At 33.1% G+C, this 17,441-nt stretch carries 11 protein-coding genes; all 11 read right to left on the bottom strand.

Features of this window, described 5'->3' with window-relative positions:
- Positions 1-149: 149 nt before the first annotated feature.
- Positions 150-1,211, bottom strand: coding sequence for a class I fructose-bisphosphate aldolase (locus FNW38_RS08030; RefSeq protein ID WP_143387363.1), 1,062 nt, complete (start codon positions 1,209-1,211; stop codon positions 150-152).
- 52 nt (positions 1,212-1,263) lie between these two features.
- Positions 1,264-2,355, bottom strand: a complete 1,092-nt coding sequence (locus tag FNW38_RS08035) for an alkene reductase (RefSeq protein WP_143387364.1) — start codon at positions 2,353-2,355, stop codon at positions 1,264-1,266.
- 806 nt (positions 2,356-3,161) lie between these two features.
- Positions 3,162-3,506: a DUF892 family protein gene (locus FNW38_RS08040; protein WP_143387365.1), complete on the bottom strand. Its 345-nt coding sequence runs from the start codon at positions 3,504-3,506 to the stop codon at positions 3,162-3,164.
- Between the two features lie 354 nt (positions 3,507-3,860).
- On the bottom strand, positions 3,861-4,853 hold the full coding sequence (locus FNW38_RS08045) for a 2-hydroxyacid dehydrogenase (RefSeq protein WP_143387366.1): 993 nt from the start codon (positions 4,851-4,853) through the stop codon (positions 3,861-3,863).
- A 30-nt stretch (positions 4,854-4,883) separates the two neighbouring features.
- Positions 4,884-5,057: a hypothetical protein gene (locus tag FNW38_RS17470; RefSeq protein WP_185963112.1), complete on the bottom strand. Its 174-nt coding sequence runs from the start codon at positions 5,055-5,057 to the stop codon at positions 4,884-4,886.
- Positions 5,058-5,688: 631 nt separating this feature from the next.
- Positions 5,689-8,139 carry a response regulator gene (locus FNW38_RS08050; protein ID WP_144064750.1) on the bottom strand — a complete coding sequence of 817 codons (2,451 nt, stop codon included), beginning with the start codon at positions 8,137-8,139 and terminating at the stop codon, positions 5,689-5,691.
- 117 nt (positions 8,140-8,256) lie between these two features.
- A complete protein-coding gene (locus FNW38_RS08055; RefSeq protein WP_143387368.1) occupies positions 8,257-12,096 on the bottom strand; it encodes a response regulator in 3,840 nt (1,279 codons plus the stop codon).
- A gap of 28 nt (positions 12,097-12,124) precedes the next feature.
- Positions 12,125-12,697 (bottom strand): chemotaxis protein CheB, encoded by a 573-nt coding sequence (locus tag FNW38_RS08060; protein WP_143387369.1) that lies wholly within the window; start codon positions 12,695-12,697, stop codon positions 12,125-12,127.
- Between the two features lie 2 nt (positions 12,698-12,699).
- Positions 12,700-13,524 (bottom strand): CheR family methyltransferase, encoded by an 825-nt coding sequence (locus FNW38_RS08065; RefSeq protein ID WP_143387370.1) that lies wholly within the window; start codon positions 13,522-13,524, stop codon positions 12,700-12,702.
- A gap of 96 nt (positions 13,525-13,620) precedes the next feature.
- A complete protein-coding gene (locus FNW38_RS08070; protein WP_143387371.1) occupies positions 13,621-14,055 on the bottom strand; it encodes a response regulator in 435 nt (144 codons plus the stop codon).
- Positions 14,055-17,438 carry a PAS domain S-box protein gene (locus FNW38_RS08075; RefSeq protein WP_235890172.1) on the bottom strand — a complete coding sequence of 1,128 codons (3,384 nt, stop codon included), beginning with the start codon at positions 17,436-17,438 and terminating at the stop codon, positions 14,055-14,057. The genes FNW38_RS08070 and FNW38_RS08075 overlap by 1 nt, the downstream gene beginning before the upstream one ends.
- Positions 17,439-17,441 lie beyond the last annotated feature (3 nt).

A 17,441-nucleotide genomic window follows, 5' to 3' on the forward strand; every position in this document is an offset into this window, starting at 1 on the left:
TTTTAACTGTTTTTTGTAGTTTGTATTTAGCAGTGAATAAATTTTTAAAGACAGATGTTTTAAACGTAATTATCCTAGATTTTCGCCAGACTTTATAATTTTGGCAATAATCAAAAGGATATGAATATGAAGTATTAATGAATGGAGAACTACGCTATTGAAACTTCTTTGGCCAGATAAATTTCCTGTACTGCATGTATGAGATTTACGCCTTCGCTAAAGGGACGCTGAAAAGCTTTTCTTCCCATAATCATTCCGGCTCCACCAGCGCGTTTGTTTATCACCGCTGTTTTTATGGCTTCCGCCAAATCGGTTTCGCCTTTTGATTCTCCTCCTGAATTAATCATGCCAATACGTCCTGAATAACAATTTATTACCTGATATCGGCATAAATCTATAGGATGGTCACTGGTTAATTTGGTATACATATCTGGATTTGTTTTGGCAAATTTTATCGAAGTAAAACCACCGTTATTGGTTGGTAACTTTTGTTTAATAATATCCGCCTGAATAGAACCCCCTAAGTAATTGGCTTGGCCGGTAATATCAGCCGCAGTATTGTAATCGATGCCGTCTTTTATAAAGCCATCATTTCTGGAATAGCACCAAAGAATTGTCGCCATACCTAAATTATGTGCTTCTTCAAAAGCCTTTGCTATTTCTATAATTTGCCTATTTGATTCTGCAGAACCAAAATAGACAGTTGCTCCCACAGCGACTGCCCCCATGTTCCAGGCATCTCGAACACTTCCAAACATAATTTGATCGTGTTTATTAGGGTATGTCATCAGTTCGTTGTGATTAATTTTTACCACAAACGGAATTTTATGCGCATATTTTCTCGATAGCATGGCCAGTCCGCCCATTGTAGAAGCAACTGCATTACAACCCGCTTCAATGGCTAATTTTACAATATTTTCAGGATCAAAATAAATGGGGTTTGGAGCAAACGAACTTCCTGCAGTATGCTCAATTCCCTGATCCACGGGTAAAATAGAAATATAGCCCGTATCCGAAAGTCGGCCCTGATGGTATAATTGTGTCAAACTCCGAATCGCTTGTCCATTTCGATTACTTTGTAAAAAAGTAGTATCTATATGGGACGGATTCGGCAAATGAATTTGATCCTTTGAAATTGTTTTACAGACATGATTTAACAAAGAGTCTTTTTCATCACCTAATAAAGCTAACAATTGGGATATATCTTTCATTTTAACTTTGATTTGAATGAGTTTCTAAAAACAGACAAGCCTATTCTTTTAATTAACTTTTATGAACCGGATAATCAGTATACCCTTTTTCATCAGCAGTATAAAATAAATCCATATTAAGATCCTCCTGGGATAAGGGCCAATTGTTTTCAAATCTTTCCACTAAATCCGGATTATTTATAAATGGGCGCGCAAAAGCTACCAGATCCGTTAATCCGCTCTCAATAGCTTCTTCGGCACTTTCTTTGTCATAGCCACCGCAGAGAATCAAGGTGTTTTTGAAGTTATGACGTATCAATGTTTTAATTTCCAAAGGAACTGCAGGTGCTCCCATTGCGGAATGATCCACAAGGTGAATATATGCGATGTCCAGTTTATTGAGTTCTTTTGACAAGTAATCATAGGTGGCATCGATTTCAGGATAATGCGGCATATCACTCGCTACTCCATAAGGCGATAAACGAATGCCTGCTTTTTCTTTTCCAATGGCTTGCGCAACAGCACTTGCAACTTCAATCACAAAACGGCATCGGTTTTCAATACTTCCACCATAATTATCTGTTCTGATGTTGCTTACTGGAGAAAGGAATTCTTCTAATAAATACCCATTAGCCGAATGTAATTCTACACCGTCAAATCCTGCAAATAAAGCATTTTCGGCTGCGGAAATATATTCTGTTTTGGCATGTAAAATATCTTGGAAAGTCATTTCATTTGGAACAACAAAGTCTTGCAACCCTTTGGAATCCGTCCACATTTGCCCGGCTGCTTTTACTTGAGAAGGAGCCTGTATATGAGCATCTTTAGGCATATTGAGCGGATGACTGATTCTTCCGGAGTGCATTAATTGAACAATTATTTTACCTCCGTTTTTATGAACGGCCTTCGTTATTTTTTCCCAGCCTTCTACTTGTAGTGCATTAAAAATACCAGGAATTCGGGCATATCCAAGACCATTTGGGGACGGTGAAGTACCTTCGGTTATGATTAAACCGGCACTGGAACGTTGATTATAATATTTAGCCATTAATTCATTAGGAATATTTCCAATTGCCCTACATCTTGTCATAGGTGCCATAACAATTCGATTTTTTAATGCTATGGAACCCACTTTTTTTGGTGTAAATAACTCATATGTTTTCATGGTTTTTTAGTATTAAAAAATGGATATAAAGATAATTATATTTAGGGACTTACATATTTAAAATACTAATTAAAATGATGTATTAATCATGATATGAGCTAATTACAATTTAAAAACACTCCTGCTTTAACAATCATTTTTATTGGATTTATCCTATAAATAATTCAAGTAACGCTTTTATAAATTATTCAAAAGCAAGCTTAATAGTTTCTGTGAATTTTAGTGCGTATACTTTCAGAAAACTCGCTTTGATAATTACCAACGATAAAGCCTTGTTTCAGCATACTTCGGGTCAGTAGAATTTATTTTTAAGCGAGATTCCTTAAGTATTCAGTAATAAATTTAGATGTATCACTTTTTATTAGAATCAGTGATGCAAACTATTGAATTCAATAACAATACTTGACTCATTAATTTGAAAACAATTTTATTAATGTAATTTGAATCACAGAAATAAAATTGTAATCAAAAAATAAGTTAGATAACATTCTTTTTAAAATGTTCTGATTAACGGTTATCAAGCTCGTGTACCAATTCGTTGGTCATAGACGGAAGGTTGGAAAACCTCTATGTTCTTGATGCCGTTTCGCCAACCTGGCAAACCAGAAAAGGCATTACCTAACTAAATTTACTGATTATTTTTGTTCTAATCAAAGCTATAAAGGATTTGAAAGTCCGCTAATGCGAATGAGTTTCTTGTTTACAAATTCTTGAATCCCTAATTCAGAAAATTCTATGTCAATAGATTAATTCTCGATTTTTTTGATGTCGCACAGCATTCTTCATTTTAATTATTTAGAATAACATTAAGCTTCTTTATTTCCGGGCTTAATTAATCCATACATCGCTTCATATTTTAATATAATAGTAGCTTCACCAATCGAAGTAAAAAAATCTTCTAAGCGCTTTATATGATCTTGTGTAAATTGCAGATGTACTTTGAGTGCGTCTACTAATTCATCAGTAGCAGCCTTTTTAATCATTACTGGAATGGAGATAATTAGCGCTTTTTCAGCAAAGTAAATTTCTTTTAATTCCTCTACAAAAATATTACGGTACCCTTCATTTCTTTCTGGTGTAGCTTTTTCTGAATTTCCTTTACCTTCTTGAAGCGTTTCTTTTTTATCAGTTTTGGTGGTTGTACTTTTCATTTGTTTTTATTTAATTGTTGTTTACTTTCAATAGTATAAAGTTGGGTTTTAATACTTTTTAATGTTTTACATAACTTAAAGTATGACTTACAATTTTTACATATTTTTATAAAAAAAAGGGTTGAAAAAAGAGAATTTGATTTTTAATCACAAATAAATCGCTATCATTCCCAAAGTTTACATACTGCTGATTTTTATTTAAAAAAAACAGTTATAAACTATTCCATTACATTGTTATTTGATCAAATTCCTTTTTTTAACAATCTCTTTTTAAATTAAAGCGTTATGCTATCGTCTATTTTCTTCTCAATAATAATGGTATTGAGATTTCATCAATTAATCTGGAATATTAAACTATAGTTTCACCTCATTTTCCAATGGTAATCTATTCTCAAAATCCGTAAAGTTTTTTAAAGTAGTTTGCGCAATTTGGTCTAATGCTTCATTGGTAAAAAATCCTTGATGTGGCGTAATCAATACATTATGAAAAGCCATTAATCTTTCTATTAAGTCATCTTGAATAATACTTTCAGACAGATCTTTAAAAAACAGATTTTCTTCTTGCTCATAAACATCGATTCCTAAATAGCCTAATTGTTCATTTTTTAACGCTTCAATTGCATGCGATGTTTTAATTAATGCTCCTCTGCTAGTATTAATTAGCATAGCTCCTTTTTTTATTTTAGAAAATGCTGCACGGTTAAAAAGATGTTTCGTATTAATATTAAGAGGGCAGTGGAGGGAGATAATATCGGAGTTTTTAAATATTTCATCCAATGTTTTATACTCAACACCTTTTGCTATTAGCTGCTCTGATTCCTTAATATCATAAGCAATGACTTTACAACCAAAACCTAGCATTATTTGACAAAATGCAGTGCCTATTTTCCCCGTTCCAATTACTCCAACAGTTTTTTCGTAAAGATTGAATCCGGTAAGGTTTTCTAAAGAAAAATTACTTTCTCGAACTCTATTGTAGGCTTTATGCGTTTTCCTGTTCAAAGTCAAAATTAATGCTACAGCATGTTCCGCAACGGCTTGTGGAGAATATGCAGGAACTCTCAGTACTTTAATATTTTGTTTTGTTGCTGCTTCAATGTCTACATTGTTAAATCCTGCGCAACGCAAATCAATAAGTTTAATTCCAATTTCGGATAATTTATCTATAGTTTTTTTATCGATTTTGTCATTTACAAATATGCAAACGCCTTCAAATCCTATAGCCAAATTTGTGGTGTCAGTATTTAAAGGAGCTTCAAAATAGATCAGTTCGTGTTTATTTTCAATATTAAACTTGTCTAGATATTCTCTATCATAGGGTTTTGTACTGAATACGGCTATTTTCATAGTATGATTTTATATTTATTCTCTTTAGGTTTACCAATTGGTTCTTTTATTTTGAAAGATTCTCTGAATCAATATCAATTTATTTTCGATTTTATTATAAATATCTTCTGAAGGAAGATAAACAGGATAACCCGGAAAATTATTTTTTTCTTTCTTTTTAAGGGTAACTATGTTTACTTTCGGAATGTTGATTGTTTTTTTCATTTGCTTAATATTCAGGACACTAAGTTGATGATAATTTTTGTAAAATGTATTATATAATTATTATAAAGAGTTATATGATTCGCATTTTTTTGATTGATGTTTTTTTTCTTTAAGATTTAGAAGCAAATTTGTTGACTGATAAATAAAATAAAATGGATTTTTTTATAAGTAAAACTTCAAAAAATAAAAGATAGGAATAAATGAAGTTTCAATAATCAAATTGGACAAAGAATCAAATATTTAATAATTTCTCTCTGAATTTAAAAAAGTTCAGAGAGATTTATTTTGTAATATAAAGTCGATAAAATAAGAGAATTACGTCTCATTATTCTATTTGGAGGAATCCGTCCTATTTCTTGAAGAAAAGTTGGAATTAATTGTGATCAGAATCTTTTTATGCAAGTCTAATCAAATGCATTTTTGCAATCATTAATGATTTTAATTTATAGCTATAGAATTGACTATAATTTTTTTGTTGCATCCGGGACTTCATGACACCTAAACAAAGATGTGATAAAAATATTTGTTTAAAAGTAAGGAAATATGTTCTATAAATTTATTAAATAGTAATGATTTATAACCCATTGCACCAAGGAATATTGAATGTAAATATCTAATATATTGACAACATTCATGATATGGCATTTTTAATTATTTTAAGTTCTTCTTCTAGTTCGATACAAGCCTGTAAACAAACTTCTTCAAGTTGTAGTACTAATTCCTGTATTCCTTCATTTTTTTCTTGTGCTGTCGCAAATTCCTGAATTTTTTTTGCCATATTTTCATAGTCAGGACTGATTCCCATTATTGAAAAAGACGGAATCATTTTATGAGCCGCGGCACCTAATACATGCCAATTTTGCGCTTCCAAACTTTGTTTTATTGTGTCTAATAAAAGAGGCGTTTGTGCTAAATATAATGATATCATTTCCGTCATTAATTTTGGATTTGACTTTGTTCTTTGATTTAAATAAACCAAGTCAATGCATCTTAGTTTTTTCTTTGTATGCTGTTCTTCTTCCAAAATTTCATTGATTTTTGCAAGTTTCGATTTGTTTAAGATACCAACTATTTTACTATACAATAGTCTTTCGTCAACTGGTTTAGCAAGGTAATCATCCATTCCTACCGCTTTGCATTTTGCTAAATCAGCAGTAGTTACGTCAGCGGTTAATGCAATAATAGGAATTGTAGAATTCATCGTATTTCTAATATATTCTGTAGCTTCAAATCCATTCATTTCTGGCATTTGCAAATCCATAAGAATAACATCGTAGTCTTTTTCTTTAAGTTTTTCAATAGCTATTTTACCATTTTCAGCAATATCACGGGCAAATCCAAAATCATCTAAAAGTGTTTTCATCAATAATTGATTGAGCGCAATATCTTCAACCACTAATACCTTAATGTTCTTTATTTCGGTTTCTAATTCTATTAATTCTTTTTCCAATTCTGCATCGGCATTTGTTTTTTGAAAAGGTAATGTGAAACTAAATGTGGAACCCTCGTTGATAGTGCTTTTTACACGAATACTACCTCCTTGTGGTTCTATTAATTGTTTAGCGATAGCAAGACCTAATCCGGTACCGCCATACAATCTTGAAGTTTCGCTGGTGGCCTGTTGAAAATTTTCAAATATGGTTCCAATTTTTTCATTGGAGATACCAATTCCGGTATCTGTTACAGCAAATTTGAGAATTACTTTATCATCATCTTCATGCAGTAAATTAACGCTCACCGTAATTTTTCCTTTTGTAGTAAATTTTACGGCATTACTTACCAGATTTAAAATTACTTGGTGCAAACGAACCGGATCTCCCACCAGAACATCAGGAATTTTACTGTCGTATTCCTTAACTAATTTTAAGTTTTTTTCCTGAATTTTTGTTTCAAATAGATGAAGCATGGCTGAAATGGAAGACTTCATTTTGAAAGGTGTTTTCTCGAATGTCATCTTACCTGCATCCACTTTTGCCAAATCGAGTATGTCGTTGATAAGTACGATTAATGCATCACCACTTATTTTAATTGCGTTTAAATACTCTTTTTGTTTTGTTGACAAATCTGTTTTTAATACCACTTTTGTAAATCCGATGATTGCATTCATCGGTGTACGAATTTCGTGGCTCATATTCGACAAGAATTGCTGTTTTGCCTTTACCGCATTTTCAGCTATGATAGTGGCACTTTCTGCATTTATTTTTGCTTCTTCTGCAATTGCTGTGGCTAATTCAGCAAAAACTCTAGCCTCAATTAATTCAGTAGCAATTCTTTTTTGATCTGTAACATCTCTGGCAACAATGACTACTCCCAGTACATTTTCTCTATCATCTTTATATACTGATCCATTGAATAATACATCAATCAACTTGCCTTTTTTATGACGAAGTATTAGTGGAGAATCAGAAACAGATCCTTTTTCGAACACTTTCTGATATACTTCACGAGCCTTTTGTGGTTCAGTGAAATAATCAAAAAAATCGGTTCCAATTAATTTTTCGCGTGATATACCAGTTACTTTTACCGATGCATTATTCATATCGGTTATTTTCCCTTCGGGGCTAATTGCAAATAAAGGGTCATGACTTGCTTCAATAAGACTAAGAGAATATTCAGAAAGTAATTTTTGGGCTCTAAGATCGGTGTTAAGCCTTTTCAGTTGTTCTGCCTGAACTAATAATTCCTGATTTTTCTTATGCAAATCGACAAAAATGGCCACTTTTGCTTTTAATATCTCCGGCGAAAGCGGTTTAATCATATAATCAACTGCACCAGCCTGATAGCCTTTAAAAATTTGTATGGAATTATCTATGCTGGCCGTTAAAAAAATTATCGGAACATGTTTGAGTTTTTCGATTTGGCGAATTAATTCTACGGTTTCAAATCCATCCATTATCGGCATTTGTACGTCTATCAATATGATGGCAAAATCTTGTTGGTGGAGAAGAATTTTTAAGGCTTCATTACCGGAATTTGCTTTTACACATAAATAATTTTCGTTAGAAAGAATTACTTCTAAGGCAAACAAATTTTCGGGTAGATCGTCTACCAATAAAATTTTAACAGGGCTATTTTTTTTCATTTTCAATTGTAAAATAAAAGTTTGAATGTTGAATATTCAATAACGAATGTTGAAATACCAACAAAAAAAGGTTAACTTAATGACATTGGGATATACCGCCTTCCCAATGACGTTTTATTATTTGCTTAACCATATGCGCATCAATGATAGCAAGCGTTTCACATCAATAGGTTTCGTGATGTAATCGTTGGCACCTGCATCAATACATTTTTGTTTATCGTCTTTCATGGCTTTTGCGGTAAGGGCAATCATAGGTAAGTTTTTGAATTTTATCTGAGATCGTATTCGTTTCATTGCTTCGTAACCATCCATTTCTGGCATCATAATATCCATTAATACCAGATCAATGTCAGTATGCGTATCCAGCATATCCAAAGCATTCTTCCCGTTTTCTGATTTTATGACTTCCATTCCACGTTCTTGTAATATTTTGGATAAAGCAAAAACATTACGCATATCATCATCTACCAACAATATTTTTTTTGAATGAAATATAGCTTCTTTATCGTACAAACTATTTATAATCATTTGTTTCGATTTCGGTAAATTGCTTATTGTCCGGTGAAGGAAAAGAGCTGTTTCATCCAGCAATCGTTCTTCGGATTTTATACCTTTTATAATAATGCTCTCCGCATATTTCTGAAGCAGATTATTTTCTTCTTTTGTAAGTTCCTTTCCGGTATAAACAATAATAGGGGGCATGTTATGGCCTTTTATATCCTCCAGTTTATGTATAAGGTCAAAGCCGCTCATATCAGGCAATCCAATGTCCAGTATAATACAATCGATGTAATTCTGCTCATACAATTCCAAAGCCTCTTTGCCGGTTGCTGCTTCAAAACATTTTACATCACCATTGCCAATGAGTATTTTCATTGCTTTTCTGGAATTTTCATTGTCTTCTATAATAAGCAGGTTTTTTATTTTTCTATTGACAAAATTTTCAATTCGGTTAAAAGCTTCTTCCAGACCATCTTTAGATATCGGTTTCATCAGGTATTCTACGGCACCTTCTCTGATTGGTTCCAGCGAACGGTCATTTGCCGAAATAATATGCACCGGTATATGCCTTACGGATGGATTTGCTTTTAACTCATGCAATACTTGTTTCCCTTTGATTCCTGGTAAACCCATATCAAGAATGATTGCTTGAGGTTTGTATTTTGAAGCAAGCAATAGACCATCTTCTCCAGTGGCAGCCGACAAACATTTGAATCCTTTTTTGTTAGCTTGCTTTAAAAGTATAGAAGCAAAATTTCGATCATCTTCAATAATGAGTACTACTTTATCATTTTTGTTTATTAAATTTCTGTCATCTTCTATGGTGGCATAATTTAGATAGGTTGATTCATTTTCGGAGCGAGGTGTATACAAAACAGGTTTCAATGGAATTATACTGACAGACTCTTGTTCAGGGTGTATTTCCAGCGGAATAATAAGAGAAAAAACAGACCCTTTATTTAATTCACTACTCAATTTAATTTCTGCTTCCAATAGTTTTGCAAGTTGACGTGAAATGGAAAGTCCTAGTCCCGTACCGCCATACTTTCTGGAAGTACCACCTTCTGCCTGTTGAAAAGCTTCAAATATAGCTGTTTGTTTGTCTTCTGATATTCCAATACCTGTATCGGTAACAGAAATACTCAAAGTAGTTTCAGTATTTGGGTCAATGCGTATCGTTACACTTCCTTTTTCGGTGAATTTTATGGCATTGGATATAAGATTTTTCAGTATCTGATTCAAACGTTGCGAATCGGTATAGATAAATTCGGGTAAAGCTCCAGCCAATTTGCAAACAAGCTTCAATCCTTTTTGTTGCGCTTGATGTTTAAAATCGCGAAGGAGTTCATCTGTGAAATTTTTCAGTGATACTTTTTCAATGTTTATAGACATTTTACCTGCTTCAATTTTAGAAAGGTCTAAGACTTCATTAATTAATATAAGAAGGTCATGACCGCTTTTATAAATTATTTCTGCACTTTCAACCTGTACGTCATCCAGATTTTTCTTTCTGTTTTCTGATAAATCTTTTGATAGAATAAGCAAACTATTAAGAGGCGTTCTTAACTCATGTGACATGTTTGCAAGGAATTCTGATTTATACTTGCTGCTAATTTCAAGTTGTTTTGTTTTTTGTTCAATGTCATTTTTTGAAGCTTCAACTTCTTTGTTTTTCTCTTCTAATGATTGGGTCTGCTCTTCCAATTCTTCATTGGTCATTTGCAACTCCTCCTGCTGTTGTTTAAGATCTTGCGCCTGTTGTTCTAATTCTTCATTCAGTTGTCTGAGCTCTTCCTGCTGTATTTGAAGTTCTTCAGCTTGATTCGAAAGCTCTTTGTTGGCAAAACTTAATTCTACAGCTCTTTTTTCTTTCTCGTCATTTTGATAGGCCAGTTCTTTGTTGGCAATTCCTAACTCTGCTGCTCTTTTTTCTTTTTCATCATTTTGATAGGCTAGTTCTTTGTTGGCAATGGCTAACTCTGCTGCTCTTTTTTCTTTTTCATCATTTTGATAGGCGAGTTCTTTGTTAGCAATTCCTAATTCTGCTGCTCTGTTTTCTTTTTCATCATTTTGATAGGCGAGTTCTTTGTTGGCAATTCCTAACTCTGTTGCTCTTTTTTCTTTTTCGTCATTTTGATAGGCGAGTTCTTTGTTGGCAATTCCTAACTCTGCTGCCCGTTTTTCTTTTTCGTCATTTTGATAGGCTAGTTCTTTGTTGGCAATGGCTAACTCTGCTGCTCTTTTTTCTTTTTCGTCATTTTGATAGGCTAGTTCTTTGTTGGCAATGGCTAACTCTGCTGCTCTTTTTTCTTTTTCTTCAGCTTGTTGAACAGTATTAACGCTGATAGCAATACTGTTCATAGAAACACTGATGAATTCTTTTTCTGTTTCGTTGAAATCAGTAAGCTTGCCTATTTCTATTACGCCTATCGTTTTACCTTCAAGCAAAAAAGGAGTAATGAGCAAATTTTTTGGTTTTGCATTCAGAACGGATGAAGTGATGCGTATTTGATCTTCAGATATATCTGTTAAAGAAATCTGTTTCTGTTCCCATGCAGCCTGGCCAATTAATCCCTCATTTAATTTAAATTCTTCTTTAGTGTCTTTAGCAGACGAAAAAGCAAATTTTCCGCTAAGTATCAGGGTATTTTCTTTGTCATTAAACAGGTAAACAGCTCCTATATTGGCTTTTAGGTAAGTACATAAAAAACTAATGGTACTGTTTGCCAACTGTGCTATATTTTGGTCTCCTATTAATTTTTCATTAAGTTCGGAGTTACCTGTAAGCAACCAGTTTTTGTTGGCAGTTTCTGACTCGGAACTTTTAAGCGCTTTCAAATTTTCAGTAACGATAGTGTATACAACGACAAGAATCATAGCAATGATTAATAATAAAACAGTAAAAACAATATTAAACCTGCTGGCATCGTCTTCACTGATTTGTATTCTTTCGGCAAGTAAAGTATGTTCTAATTCCTGTGCTTTATCAATTGTTTTTCTTATTTCATCCTGTAATTGTTTTCCTTCGCCTGAAGCAACAAACTCTATAGCTTTTTTAAAATCCGTTTTACGAAGGGCTATGCATTTATTTAAATTATCAAAACGCATTTTGATCTCTTTCGCAAGTTCCTCAATATACTTTTGCTGATTAGGATTGTCTTTTGTTAATTCCTTTATTTTGTCAAGTTGCTCTGTTACTTTTGTATTGGCAGATGTAAAAGGGTTCAGAAAATCGTCATCGCCCGTAATGACATAACCTCGTACTCCTGTTTCTGCATCAACGGAAGACATCAGTATTTGTTCGAATTCATATAATACCTGATTGGAATGATTTACCAAGGCATTTGAAGCGACAAATTTTTCACTGTTTTTAAAAGAGAAAATTGCAACTCCTAAAAGTACCAATGCACAAGCAATGAATCCGATTACTATTTTTCTACCAAGGGTCATTTCCATTCTATAATATTTGTAAAGTTTATCGAAATTATTCTTTTTGTTTATCCATTTTTATCAGCAACTCAACTATATTCTCCAATGATAAAATATAATCAGGTTCAATAGCTGCAATTGCTGACTTTGGCATATATGCGGATTCTGCTGTTTTCGGGTCCTGAATAATGGCTAGACCCCCGCATTCCTTTATTTGTTTTATACCTTTTGTCCCGTCATTATTAGAGCCCGTGAGCACCATTCCAATTAATTTATTTTTATAGGCTTCGGCCGCTGATTCAAACAATACATCAATTGAAGGTCTTGCAAAATTTACACGCTCGTCTATGGTAAGGGAAAAGGTTTTATCCTTTTCGATTAGCAAATGATAATTAGGTGGAGCAATATAAATTTTGCCTTTTTCAATTTTCTCTTTTTCATCCGCTTCTTTGATATCAAGATGACTTTTTTCATTTAAAAGTTTTATCCATTGGCTATCGGAATGCGCCCCTATATGCTGGACTATGATAATTGGGATATTGAAATCTACCGGTAATGCTGAGAATATAATTTTCAAAGCATTCATGCCGCCGGAAGAAACCCCTATTACAATTGCTTCATAATGCATTTTTAATATTTCTTTTTAAATATGCGTTGTTTTGTGTCCAACTCAATATATTCCTCATGCAAATCGGTAAACCGTAAACTTTCTTTAGATCCTAAACATAAAACGCCACCATTAATGAGACTATTATAAAAAAGAGTCTGGACTTTATTTTGTAAATTTTTATCAAAATAAATCAGCACATTTCTGCATAATATCAAGTGTACTTCTGCAAATACGCTATCGGTTACCAAATTATGATTGGCCCAAACAATATTTTTTTTCAATGATTGATTCATAATAACGTTATCATAGTTGGAAGTATAATAACTGGAAAATGATTCTTTTCCCCCCGACAATTGATAATTAAGCGTGTAATCTTTTATCATTTTGTTCGAAAAAATTCCATCTTTTGCACGGTTCAAAGCCATCTGGTTAAAATCAGTGGCATAAATGGTAGTTCTGTCATACAAGCCTTCTTCTTGCAAAAGAATAGCCATCGAATAGGCTTCTTCTCCTGTTGCACAGCCAGCATGCCATATTTTTATAAAGGGATATGTTTTTAAAATAGGGACAACCTTTTCTCGTAATGACCTATAAAAGGCAGGGTCACGAAACATTTCGGTTACTGTTATTGATAAATCCTGTAAAAGTTCGGAAGCAAATGGTTCATCATTCAGAACCTTTGATTGCATTTGAGAAACATCTTCGAATCCCGATATCGCCATTCTGTTCATGATTCTGCGCCTGATATGAGCTTGGGAATACTCTCTGAAATCATAACCGTATTTCCGATAGATAGCTTCCAATAACAATGAAATTTCTAGATCTGATGTGTCTTTATACCGCATTTTTTTAAAATAAATTTGGTTTTAATTTTGACCAAATCAGGAGTGATTAATCTTATTTATTGATGAAATTTAAACAAAGTTATAGTGTAAAATGGATTACATACGATCCATATACCAACTTAATTCTTTTTCCATTTTTTGGTATTTAAAAATAGCAGTGATTATTTTTTGCAAGCGAACAAAAGCAGTTTCACTTTTCACTACATAATCAAATGCCTTGTGATGCATGCAGTTTATGGCCACTTCAATTTTATCTTGGGAAGACAACATTACAACTGGAATTTCTGGATTGAAAGCTTTTATTTTATCCAAAGTTTCAAGGCCGTTCATAGCATTTTCTACAATACCATCAAGTTGATAGTCTAATATTACTACATCAGGATTATGGGATAAATTTGCAATACAGAGTTCCCCAGTAGGATAGGTTTCAACTATAAAGTCAGCATTCTCCAAAAATTCAATTTCTAAAGATTTTAAAAATAAGGCATCATCATCTACAAGAAATATTTTTACTTTATTGTTGTTGTTCATTATATGGTATTTTTAATTATATTAAGTTCTTCTTCTAATTCGCTGCAGGCTTGTAAACAAACTTCTTCAAGTTGGAGAACTAAGTCGTGTATTCCTTCTGATTTTTCTTGTGTACTTGCAAATTCCTGAATTTTTTTTGCTATATTTTCAAAATTAGGACTGATTCCCATTATTGAAAAAGAAGGAATCATTTTATGTGTCGCAGCACCTAATAAAGACCAATTTTGATCTGCTAAACTTTGTTTGATTGTATTTATTAAAGGAGGTGTTTGTGCTAAATACAACGATATCATTTCCATCATTAAAGCTGGATTCGATTTTGTTCTCTGATTTAAATATACCAGATCAATACATTTTATTTTTTTCTTTGTAGTATCTTTTTCTTCCAAATTTTCATTAAGTTTTGCACTAAGTTTTGCAAGTTTTGGTTTCTTTAAGATCCCTACTATTTTACTATACAATAGTCTCTCATCAACGGGTTTTGCAAGGTAATCATTCATTCCCACCGCTTTGCATTTTGCTAAATCAACAGTAGTGACATCAGCCGTTAAAGCGATAATTGGAATTTTTGAATTCATAGTTTTACGAATGTATTCTGTAGCTTCAAATCCATTCATTTCAGGCATTTGTAAGTCCATTAGAATGATATCATAGTCTTTGCTTTTTAGCTTTTCGATGGCTATTTTACCATTTTCGGCAATATCCCGATCAAATCCAAAATCATCCAATAGTGTTTTCATCAATAATTGATTGAGGGGAATATCTTCAACCACCAATACTTTTATGTTTTTTATTTCAGTATCTAATTCCATCATTTCATTTTCTAATTCAGCATCGGCATTTGTTTTTTGAAAACTTAAGGTAAAACTAAATATTGAACCCTCATTAATTTTACTTTTCACACGAATACTGCCTCCTTGCGGTTCTACTAATTGTTTTACAATTGCAAGGCCTAATCCTGTTCCGCCATACAATCTCGAAGTACCGCTTGAGGCTTGTTGAAAATTGTCAAATATTTTTCCTATTTTATCTTCGGGGATACCAATTCCCGTATCAGTTACGGCAAATTCGATAACTACTTTATCTTCATCTTCATGTAATAAATGAACGCTTACCGTAATTTTTCCTATTGCTGTAAATTTTACTGCATTACTTACCAAGTTTAAAATAATTTGGTGCAAACGAACTGGATCACCCACAAGAACATTAGGGATTTTATTGTCATATTCCGTAACCAATTGTAGGTTCTTTTCTTGAATTTTTGTTTCAAATAAATGGAGCATGGCTGATATGGAAGACTTCATTTTGAAAGGTGATTTCTCAAAGGTCATCTTACCCGCATCTACTTTTGCCAAATCAAGTATGTCGTTGATGAGCACGATTAATGCATCACCACTCATTTTTATTGCGTTTAAATATTCTTTTTGTTTCGTTGACAAATCTGTTTTTAATATCACTTTTGTAAATCCGATGATTGCATTCATCGGTGTACGAATTTCATGACTCATATTAGACAAAAATTGTTGTTTTGCCTTTACTGCATTTTCAGCTATGATAGTGGCACTTTCAGCATTTATTTTTGCTTCTTCTGCAATTTCTGTGGCTAATTCAGCAAAAACTCTTGCCTCGACCAATTCAGTAGCAATTCTTTTTTGATCCGTTACATCTCTGGCAACTATCACAACACCAAGTACGTTTCCTCTGTCATCCTTATATACCGAACCGTTGAACAATACATCCGTTAGTTTACCATCTTTATGGCGAAGTGTAAGTGGAGAATCAGCAACGGAACCTTCAGCAAATACTTCCTGATAAACTTCACGCGCTTTTTGCGGTTCAGTAAAATAATCAAAAAAGTCAGAACCAATCAATATTTCACGATCGATACCTGTAATATTTACCAAAGCCTCATTCATATCAGTAATCTTCCCTTTGGTATTTATAGTAACCAAAGGATCACGACTTGCTTCAATCAAACTAAGAGAATATTGCGAAGCTAATTTTGCAGCGTAACTAAGCTCTTCAAGTTCTTTATGTGCAATTTCCCGTTTTACTTTTTCTTTATTTTGAAATAGAAGTTCTTTGTTGGCAATGATTAATTCGTTAGCTCGTTTTTCTTTCTCATCGTTTTGAAAAGCAAGTTCTTTATTGGCAATCACTAACTCAGCTGCCCGCTTTTCTTTTTCATCATTTTGAAATAGAAGTTCTTTGTTGGCAATGATTAATTCGTTAGCTCTTTTTTCTTTCTCATCATTTTGAAAAGCAAGTTCTTTGTTAGCAATCACTAACTCAGCGGCACGTTTTTCTTTCTCATCGTTTTGAAAAGCAAGTTCTTTGTTGGCAATGATTAATTCGTTAGCTCTTTTTTCTTTTTCATCATTTTGAAAAGCAAGTTCTTTGTTAGCAATTACTAACTCAGCGGCACGTTTTTCTTTTTCATCGTTTTGAAAAGCAAGTTCTTTATTTGCAATTATTAATGCAGCGGCCCTTTTTTCTTTAACTTTGTTTTGAAAAGCAAGTTCTTTGTTAGCAATGACTAATTCAGCAGCCCGTTTTTCTTTCTCATCGTTTTGAAATAGTAGCTCATGGTTAGCAATGATTAACTCAGCAGCTCGTTTTTCTTTTTCATTGTTTTGATGCGCCAGCTCTTTGTTAGCAATTTGTAAATCTAATGCCCATTTTTGCCCGGCAATATCTCTTGCCACTATAACTACTCCTAATACATTTCCCTGATTATCTTTATAAACGGAACCATTGAACAGTACATCAGTCAATTTCCCATTTTTATGTCGAAGAGTAAGCGGGGAATCAGCTACAGAGCCTTTTTCAAACACTTCCTGATAGACTTCGCGTGCTTTTTGTTTTTCGGTAAAATAATCGAAGAAATCGGAGCCGGTGAGTTCTTTTCGTGTTATACCTGTAATGTTGACTAATGCCTCATTCATATCAGTAATCTTGCCTTCAGTATTTATGGTAACCAATGGATCAAGACTGGCTTCAATCAGACTAAGGGGATATTGTGAAGCTAATTTTTGTGCTGTAATATCTGTTGCTGCTGCAAAAATTCCTAGAACATTTCCTTCTTCATCTTTATAAACGGAAGCATTGTATAACATATCTGTTAATTTTCCGTTTTTGTGTCTTATCGTCAGCGGATAATCTGCAATAAATCCTTTTTCAAAAACTTGTTGGTATCCTTTTTTGGCTTTCTTTTGCTCTGTAAAATAATCAGAAAAGTCACTACCTATTAATGCTTCTCGTGAAACTCCCGTGATTTTTATTGACGCCTCGTTAACATCAGTAATTTTTCCTTCCGAACTAATAGTAACAAAAGGACCTAAACTGGCTTCAATTAAATTTCTGGTATATTGAGATTTATGCATATT

This window comes from Flavobacterium gawalongense (genome assembly GCF_007097265.1).
GTDB classification, from domain to species: domain Bacteria; phylum Bacteroidota; class Bacteroidia; order Flavobacteriales; family Flavobacteriaceae; genus Flavobacterium; species Flavobacterium gawalongense.